This is a genomic window from Arthrobacter sp. TB 26, assembly GCF_000427315.1.
GTDB lineage: Bacteria > Actinomycetota > Actinomycetes > Actinomycetales > Micrococcaceae > Arthrobacter.
Map to the genome: position 1 here is coordinate 1 of NZ_AUPJ01000467.1, position 554 is coordinate 554.

Annotated in this window: 1 protein-coding gene; it reads left to right on the forward strand. The window is 71.3% G+C overall.

What is annotated here, in order from left to right; all coding sequences use genetic code 11:
* Positions 1-44: 44 nt before the first annotated feature.
* On the forward strand, positions 45-554 hold a 510-nt coding region (locus tag K789_RS0117895; RefSeq protein WP_272943980.1), incomplete at its 3' end, for an amidase family protein.

Genomic DNA, 554 nt, shown 5'->3' on the forward strand with positions numbered 1-554 from the left:
CCGCCAGCTACGCCCGCGGCCGCGACCTGACGCCGCTGCTCGGATTGCCGGTAGCGGCCAAGGAGAAGCACGGGCTCAAGGGGCGCACACTCTCGCAGGGGTTGGTCGCCCGGAAGGGGGATCGTGCCACCGCGGACCACCCCGTCATCGAACGGATCCGGCGTGCAGGCGGAATCATTCATGCCCGCACCACAACACCGGAATACAGCTGTGCCACGGTCACGCATAGCCCCTTGTGGGGTGTCACCCGCAACCCCTGGAATCCCCAGTACTCCCCGGGCGGCTCCTCGGGCGGCTCCGCGGCGGCGCTGGCCGCCGGACTCGCGCCGCTCGCCACGGCCTCCGACATCGCCGGCTCAACGCGGCTCCCGGCGTCGTTCACCGGGACTGTCGGCTACAAGGCGCCGTACGGACGGATTCCTGGCCTTGCGCCGCTCTCCGCGGACCATTACCGCGGTGACGGCCCGATGGCACGGACCGTGGCAGACACGGCACTGCTGGCAAACGTCATGGCCGGCCGGCATCCCGGGGACCACGCGTCGCTCGACGGCGGA